We start from the raw sequence: 7964 nt of genomic DNA on the forward strand, positions 1-7964 counted from the left end.
GCTGCATAGTTGAACAGTGATGTTCAGCAGTGTTCAGCGTAAATGTATCAGGAACCCACAAGACCATCCTCTTCACCCTAAATCAAGCCCCGACTTTTGAGGCGACGATGGAGCAAAAGCAGCGTATCCGCCTCGCCGACATTGCCCGGAAACAACACCACCGGCAGGTTGGGAAAGCGGGGATGATCGGACGGGGTGATCACCATCGAGATCCCAGGGTAGACTTGCCCCAGCAGACGCACCGCCGGCAAGTTGAGGCCAACGCTGAGGGTGTCGTTGGAGGTGATGCCGCCCTTGCTGATGAGATAGCCGATCCCTTCTGGCAGCCCCTGCACCACACCCATCAACAACCGGGAAACCTTCTGCCCAAAAGCTAGGCGCATTTCTACGGCGTCCTTTTCGAACGTCAGTTCCTCTCGGCTGGTGTAGACCACCGGCGTCAGACCCTTCTCGTAGGCGCTGTGAACTTGGGCCAGGATCCCTGGCAGCAGCTCCGCGTCGGGATCCAATAGTCGCCTCACCTCCACCTCGATGCCTTGGGTTTCAGGCTCCTGCAGAAGGCGGGCCAACTGCTGGCTGGACTTTTGCACATGGGATCCCACGATCACCACCCCCGGTTGAGAGGAGCGAACAAACTGCCCCATCTGTTCCGGGGGAACGGGTTGTGGCGGCAACTGGGCCAGAGCCGTCAGGAGGCTGGCGGCACTGCGAAACAAAAAGCGTTTGCCTTGAGAGGCTGCCGCCAAAACATCTTGGGCAAAGCGATCCAGATCCGCCTGGGTTTCTCCATCCACCACACAGCAGACATTCCCCTCCAGACTCAAAAGCCGCTCCAGACAGCCGGCGCGAATCTGCTCTAGGGTCAATCGCTCCACCTGCTCAGCCCGGATCCGCCCCTGGGTTTTCTCCTGCACATAGTCCGGCAAATAGCTGTGGTGGTAGCCAAACACCGAGTCGCGGGCAAACTCCGTCTCATGCACCGGCACCCAGCGCTCCCCCACCCGTAGGTAGTGGACACTGTTGCGGGTGATGCGCCCTCCCTCAAAAAAGGCCGGCACCAGAAAATGGGCATCAAAAGGCCCCAGCTCTGCTGCCATCACATCCGTTTCCAGGGGGTAATGCCCCCGCAGCGTCGAGTCGGAGCGGCTAACAAAAAGGGCCCGCTCCCACCCCAGCTCCCCCATGGCCTGCTTGAGGGCCCGGCAGACCGACCGCGTCACCTCTTCGGCCTTGGCCGGCGGCAGGGATCGGGTGTTGGTGAGGATAAAGCGAATTGGCGAGCTATCCTGCAACCCCAGCTTCAAGGTCTCCGGATCCCAGCGGGTGAGGAGCAGGCAACTGTGAACGGTTTGGGATCCGGTGGGATCATCGTCCAACACAATGATGGGGGGAAGAGCCATGAGACCGTCTCAATCGACAAAGCAACCCGAGAACTCCAGACAGACGAATCCCCCTCAAAGGGCAACCGCTATTTTCATCTTCCCCCAAGTTGGCCATCTTCCCTGCCCCTATTCCAGGCGAAGTTTGCCATGATTGAGATCAGCTGGCTCTGGTGATCCAAAACAACTGCAACCCTTCCCCCCCCTGCCCACATCCATGGGAGAAAGCCATGGGGCAAGCTGAGCTGCAACTTCAGATTAAGCGGATTCAGCAGGATGTGCTGCGTATGGGGGCATTAGTGGAAAAATCGGTGGTCTTGGCCCAGCAGGCCCTGTTTGAACAGAACTTGGCCGCCGCCGAACAGGTGATCGCCCAAGACAAGCAAATTGACCGTTTTTATCGTCAAATCGAGAAAGACTGTATTAATTTGATTGCCTTGCGCTCCCCGGTGGCGCGGGATCTGCGCTGGATCAGTACCCTGATGCAACTGGTACGCGATCTGGAGCGGATTGGCGACTACGCCAAAGATTTGGCCGAAGTGGCCCTGCGCTTGGTCATGTACCCGCCGCCCCCGGAGCTGGGTCGTATTCAGGTGATGATGCAGCGTTGCCAGAAAATGCTCAGCCACAGCCTAGTGGCCCTGACAGAATTGGACGCCGACCTGGGCCGACAACTGAAGCGGGAAGACGACGCCGTTGATGAAGATTACACTAACCTTTACAATACGTTGGCGCAGCAGTCTGACATTCGCGGATCGGTCGAGCCTATTCTATTGATGTTGCTGGCGATCCGTTACCTGGAGCGTCTGGCCGACCACAGCACCAACATCGGTCAGCGGGTAGCTTTTATCGTCACCGGCCAGCGTGACTAACGCCAACGGGTTGGGTCTTGTGATGTCTTAACCCCTCTTCTTCTCTCCTCTTTTGCCAATACCCAAAATGGACTTCTCTCGAATTTTTCAGCATTTTCTCTCTCAGCCTCCCGAGCAATTGACCGACAAAGATACTCTTCTTGCTCTCTTGCAGTCCGCCGATCCAGAAGCGCCGGAAATGCTGGAGATTGCCCTCGATGGCCTGGTGCGGGCCGGGTTTCTGGAACGATCCGGGGATCCACCCCGTTATCGGCGCAAGCCGGACGAATCTTTGGTGGTGGGGCGTTTGCGCTGTTCCAGCAAAGGCTTCTGCTTCGCCATTCGGGACGAGCCGGGGGTAGAGGATGTGTACATCCACGGCAGCAACCTCAGCGGCGCCTGGAATGGGGATCAGGTGTTGGCGCGGGTCACCAAAGATGGCAACCGTCGCCGCAGCCCTGAGGGAGAGGTGGTGGCCGTTGTGGAGCGGGCCAATTCTGCCCTGGTGGGTCGCCTCAAACAGACGGAACAGGGTTTTCGGGTGGTGCCCTTGGACGACCGGCTGCTGTTCGAGCTGGCCCTGACGGAGGGATCCCCTGTCGAGCTGGCAGAGGGGCGGGTGGCCTATGTGGAGGTGAATCGCTACCCGCTGGGGGATCTGCCCCCAACCGGAACCATTCGCAAAATTTTGGGCGACGGCCCAGAGGCCTCCATCGATGCAGATTTGGTCTGTTGCAAGTACGACCTACCGCAGGAGTTTCCCGCCCCGGTGTTGGAGGCAGCAGCAGCTCTGCCCAAAAAGCTCAGCCGCTCTGACCAAAAGGGCCGCCGCGATCTGCGCGATTGGTTTTGCATCACTTTGGAGCCTTTGGATCTGCAGCATCCCCACGGCTTGGAACCCAACGTGGCTGTTTCCTTGCAGCGGCAAGAGAATGACCACTGGCTGCTGGGGATCCACATTGCTGACGTGGCCCATTGGCTGGATCCCGACCACCCCTTGGAGCAAGAGGCTCAGCAGCGGACGGCCACCGTCTACCTCGATACGATGGTGCTGCCTCTCTTTCCGCCGGAGGTGCACAACCGCCTGGCTCTGTTGCCACAGCAGGAGCGCTTGGCCTATTCACTGCTAGTGACCCTCGACCCAGAAGGGGTGGTACAAAACTTCGAGATTTACCCCAGCCTGGTGCAATCGCGGGCTCACCTGTCCTATGGTCAGGTGCAGGCTCTTTTGGCCACCACCGCCGACTTGGGCCCCGACGAAGAAGTGCCGGAGTTGATGGCCCTGCTGCAAAACCTGCTGCGCCTTAGCCAGATCCTACGGGCCAAACGTCACCAGGCGGGGGGATTTGACCTGCCCCTGTTGGATTTGCTCACTCCCCACTCTGCCGATGAAAGCGGCTACGGCCCCCTCTTGATCAGCGATCGCCTCGGCGCCCATGCCCTGATGACGGAAATTCTCCTGCTGGCCAACCAAATCCTGGGCCACCATTTGCGCCAGTTGGGGATCCCTTCTTTGGCCCGCGTGCAGCCTGCCCCTGCCGCCGAGGCCCTGCAGAGCTTTTTGCGCCTGGCCAATGCCATGAAGCTGGATCTGAATTTGCAAGATCCCGCTGTCGTAACTCTGGCGGACTGGCAGCGGATTTGTGCCCGCATCACCGCTCCCGATGTGTTGGCCTCTGGCGCGAGCCCGGCCTTGGTGGCGCAGATGCTGGCCACCTTGCCCCCGGTCGAGTATCGTCTTCAGCCTCTGGAAGAACACCTGGGCCATTTTGGCTTGGGCCTCAAAGAACCCTACGCCACCTTTACGGCCCCCTTGCGCCGCTATGCCGACTTGCTCAATTTGCGTGCTCTGCACCTGGCCCTAAGCAAAGGACGCGATCGCCGCAGCCCTCGCTCCAAAACTGTGGTGGATCTGCACGGCCCCAGCGGCTACGGCCAAATCGACTGGCAAGTGTTGCCGCCCAAGGTGCAGGAGGAATGGCAGGCGTTTCTCCAGGCGCAACTGCCCAAAATTCAGGAGGGGTACCGGATCCGGCAGCAGGCGGAACGGGAGCTGATGGGCCTGAAGCGCTCTGAGTTCATGCAAAAGCACCTGGGAGAGGTGTTCCCCGGCCTAATCATCGGTGTCCAGAACTACGGCTTTTTTGTCCAGGTGGATCCCATCTTGGCGGAAGGCTTGGTGCGGGTCAGCACCCTGAAAAACGATTGGTACGAGTACCGCAGCCGTCAGCAGGCGCTGGTGGGACGCAAGAGTCGGCGCCAGTTTCGCCTGGGGGATCGGGTGGAGGTGCAGATTAAGAACGTGGATTACTACCGCCAACAAATTGACCTGGCGGTAATCGGGGAAGGCCGTCCCTACGAAGAAGAAGAATAAGGCGGGGATCCCTCCATGGATCGCAGCTGGAGAGGACGGTTGTTGCGAACTCTGGCTCTGGCAAAATAGGCGATACCTAGATCAGGAAGATCCTACCGGAGCTTCCGGCACCCAGCTCTACTGCCCCGAAAGAGTCCAGGGTGCTCCCTGTGTCTGTATTGCCTTCCTATACTGAGTAGCAAAGCTCTGCCGAACTCCTATGCAGCCCACCAATCCCAACCAATTTACCGAAAAAGCTTGGAGCGCCATTGTCCAATCCCAAGATGTGGCCCGGCGGCACCAGCAGCAACAGTTGGAAACCGAGCATTTGCTGATCTCCCTTCTGGATCAAGAGGGGGGGCTCACCCAAACCCTCCTGCAACGGGCAGGTATCGATCCGAGGCTGGTGCGGGATAAAGTGGAAAGCTTCATCAACCAGCAGCCCAAGTTGGCGCGGGTGGATCAGCTCTACTTGGGTCGCGGCCTGGAAACCACCCTGGATCGGGCCGAGGAGTTTCGCAAAGAGTACGGCGATGATTTCATCTCGGTGGAGCACTTGTTTTTGGGATCCCTGCAAGATGAGCGGGTGGGCAAGCGGGTCTTGGCACCCCTGGGCCTGACGGTAGAGCGCCTCAAACCGGTCATCAAAGAGGTGCGAGGCAAACAGCGGGTCACCGACAAAAACCCCGAATCCCGCTACGAAGCCCTGGAGCGCTATGGCCGCGATCTCACCCAGGCGGCCCGCGAAGGGAAGCTGGACCCGGTGATCGGGCGAGATGACGAGATCCGCCGCGTCATTCAGGTGCTCTCCCGCCGCACCAAAAACAACCCCGTCCTCATCGGCGAACCCGGCGTGGGGAAAACAGCCATTGTGGAGGGCCTAGCCCAGCGCATCAACCGGGGAGATGTGCCGGAGTCTCTGAAAAACCGGCGAGTCATTGCTCTGGACATGGGCGCTCTCATTGCCGGGGCCAAGTACCGCGGGGAATTTGAAGACCGCCTCAAAGCTGTGCTCAAAGAGGTCACTGAATCCGAAGGCCAGATCATCCTCTTCATCGACGAGTTGCACACCGTTGTCGGCGCCGGGGCCGGCGAAGGGGCCATGGATGCCGGCAACTTGCTCAAACCCATGCTGGCGCGGGGCGAGTTGCGCTGTATCGGCGCCACCACCCTGGATGAATACCGCAAGCACATCGAAAAAGATGCGGCCCTAGAACGCCGCTTTCAGCCGGTGTACGTGGATCAGCCTTCGGTGGAAGATACCATCTCCATCCTGCGCGGCCTCAAAGAGCGCTACGAGCTGCACCATGGGGTGAAAATCAGCGACTCCGCCTTGGTGGCGGCAGCGGTGCTCTCCAACCGCTACATCTCCGAGCGCTTCCTGCCCGACAAAGCCATCGACCTGGTGGACGAGGCGGCGGCCAAGCTGAAGATGGAGATCACCTCCAAGCCCGTCGAGCTGGACGAGATCGACCGGCGCATCATGCAACTGCAGATGGAGGAGCTCTCCCTGAAAAAAGAAGATGATGCTGCCTCTAGAGATCGCCTCAGCAAAATTGAGCAGGAGCTGGCCAACCTGACGGAGCGACAACGGGAGTTGAATGCTCGCTGGCAATTTGAAAAAGAGGCTATCGAACGCCTGCAAAGCCTTAAAGCCGAGCGGGACGCCGTCAAGCTTCAAATCGAACAGGCTGAACAAAAATATGACCTCAACCGCGCTGCCGAGCTCAAGTACGGCAAGCTGATGGAATTGGAGCGGCAAATCCAAGAGCAGGAGGCTCACCTGGCCAAGCTGCAGGCCAACGGCGAGCCGCTGCTGCGGGAGCAAGTGACTCCTGAAGATATCGCTGAGATCGTCTCCCGCTGGACCGGGATCCCAGTCACCAGCCTGATGGAGTCGGAAAAGCAGAAGCTGCTGCGCCTGGAAGCCCATTTGCACCAGCGGGTGGTGGGCCAAGACGAGGCGGTAGCCGCCGTAGCGGCAGCCATTCGGCGCGCCCGGGCCGGCATGAAGGATCCCAATCGCCCCATCGGCTCTTTCCTGTTCATGGGGCCCACTGGCGTGGGGAAAACCGAGCTGGCCCGTGCTTTGGCGGAGTTCCTCTTCGACACTTCCGAGGCGATGGTGCGCATCGACATGTCCGAGTACATGGAGAAGCACTCGGTCTCTCGTTTGGTGGGGGCCCCTCCAGGCTACGTGGGCTACGAAGAAGGCGGGCAGCTCTCCGAGGCGGTGCGGCGACGCCCCTACTCGGTGGTGCTGTTTGACGAGGTGGAAAAAGCCCACCCGGATGTCTTCAACATCCTGCTGCAGGTGCTGGACGATGGCCGCATCACCGACTCCCAAGGGCGGACAGTGGACTTCAAAAACACCATCATCATCATGACCAGCAACATCGGCAGCGACCTCATCCTGGAAATTGGGGCCGATGAAAGCCGCTACGAGGAGATGAAAACTCAGGTGCTGGCCATGCTGCGGCACCACTTCCGACCGGAGTTTTTAAACCGGGTGGACGAGCTGATCATCTTCCACGCCCTCACCAAAGAGCAAATTCGCCAGATTGTCGGCCTGCAAATGCAGCGGGTGGAAAAGCTGCTGGCAGATCAGCAAATCGAGATCCTGCTCACCGAAGAAGCCAAGGACTACCTGGCAGAGGTGGGCTACGACCCAGTGTTCGGGGCCCGTCCCCTGAAGCGGGTGATCCAGCGGGAGATCGAAAACCCCATCGCCACCAAGCTGCTGGAAAACGAGTTCCTACCCGGCGACCGCATTTTGGTGGATGTAGCCAACGAGCGGTTGATCTTCCGCAAGATCGGCTCTCAGCCCAGCCAAGAGCCGCCGGCGGCTGTGGCCGTCAGCTAAGTCGGGGTCCTTCCGTCAAAGCGTAATCACTTGGTCAGGTGGGTTGTCCTTCAAGGCCTCGTAGAGGTCAGGGAAACAGCCCACCTGCACTCCTTTGACGACGTTTTTGGGAACGCACCGAGCTAGCTCTCTGCGCCCGCGTCCTTGAGCGTCGCACCAGCGGGGTTCCCCTTCGGCTAGGTTGCGCTCCAGAGCGCACATGTCACACATCATCAGCAGGATGTTTTGCTCTTGGGCAACTTTGGCCAAGCGCTCGCCAATGGGATCCCCCTGCCGCAAAACAAAGCAGTTGTCGTCGAAAAAGAACATGCCCACCACCTGCGCTCCATGCACCCCTGCTTCTAGCTGAGGCAGGATCATCTGGCCCAACTTATAGGTGCCGCAGCGAGGGTGAGTGAACACGTAGGCAACTTTCATGAGGCCCCCTTGCCGTTTTCAATTTTGATTATCAGTAATTATCATTTTCAGCTAGAAATCGCAGGAGCCCCGCACTGTACCCGTAGGGTCACTGCCGGGAG

At 59.3% G+C, this 7964-nt stretch carries 5 protein-coding genes; 3 read left to right on the forward strand and 2 right to left on the reverse strand.

Going from position 1 to position 7964, the window contains the following annotated elements:
• Positions 1-77: 77 nt before the first annotated feature.
• Positions 78-1400 (reverse strand): four-carbon acid sugar kinase family protein, encoded by a 1323-nt coding sequence (locus NW829_RS10970; RefSeq protein WP_414413890.1) that lies wholly within the window; start codon positions 1398-1400, stop codon positions 78-80.
• Positions 1401-1609: 209 nt separating this feature from the next.
• Here NW829_RS10970 and phoU point away from each other — a divergent pair, with 209 nt between their 5' ends.
• The 3 genes from phoU to clpB all read left to right on the forward strand — a co-directional run bounded on the left by phoU (position 1610) and on the right by clpB (position 7446).
• Positions 1610-2251 carry a phosphate signaling complex protein PhoU gene (phoU, locus tag NW829_RS10975; protein WP_414343567.1) on the forward strand — a complete coding sequence of 214 codons (642 nt, stop codon included), beginning with the start codon at positions 1610-1612 and terminating at the stop codon, positions 2249-2251.
• Between the two features lie 67 nt (positions 2252-2318).
• Entirely contained in the window at positions 2319-4604 is a 2286-nt protein-coding gene (locus NW829_RS10980; RefSeq protein WP_414413891.1) for a ribonuclease R family protein, read from the forward strand.
• A 199-nt stretch (positions 4605-4803) separates the two neighbouring features.
• The gene (gene clpB / locus NW829_RS10985) at positions 4804-7446 is read left to right on the forward strand and encodes an ATP-dependent chaperone ClpB (protein WP_414417080.1); all 2643 of its coding nucleotides are present in this window, start codon (positions 4804-4806) and stop codon (positions 7444-7446) included.
• Positions 7447-7461: 15 nt separating this feature from the next.
• On the opposite strand, the gene NW829_RS10990 is transcribed toward clpB, so the two are convergent.
• Positions 7462-7863, reverse strand: a complete 402-nt coding sequence (locus NW829_RS10990) for a SaoD/DsrE family protein (protein ID WP_414413987.1) — start codon at positions 7861-7863, stop codon at positions 7462-7464.
• Positions 7864-7964: the final 101 nt, after the last annotated feature.

It is taken from the genome of Synechococcus sp. R55.8 (genome assembly GCF_047461895.1).
Classification (GTDB): domain Bacteria; phylum Cyanobacteriota; class Cyanobacteriia; order Thermostichales; family Thermostichaceae; genus Thermostichus.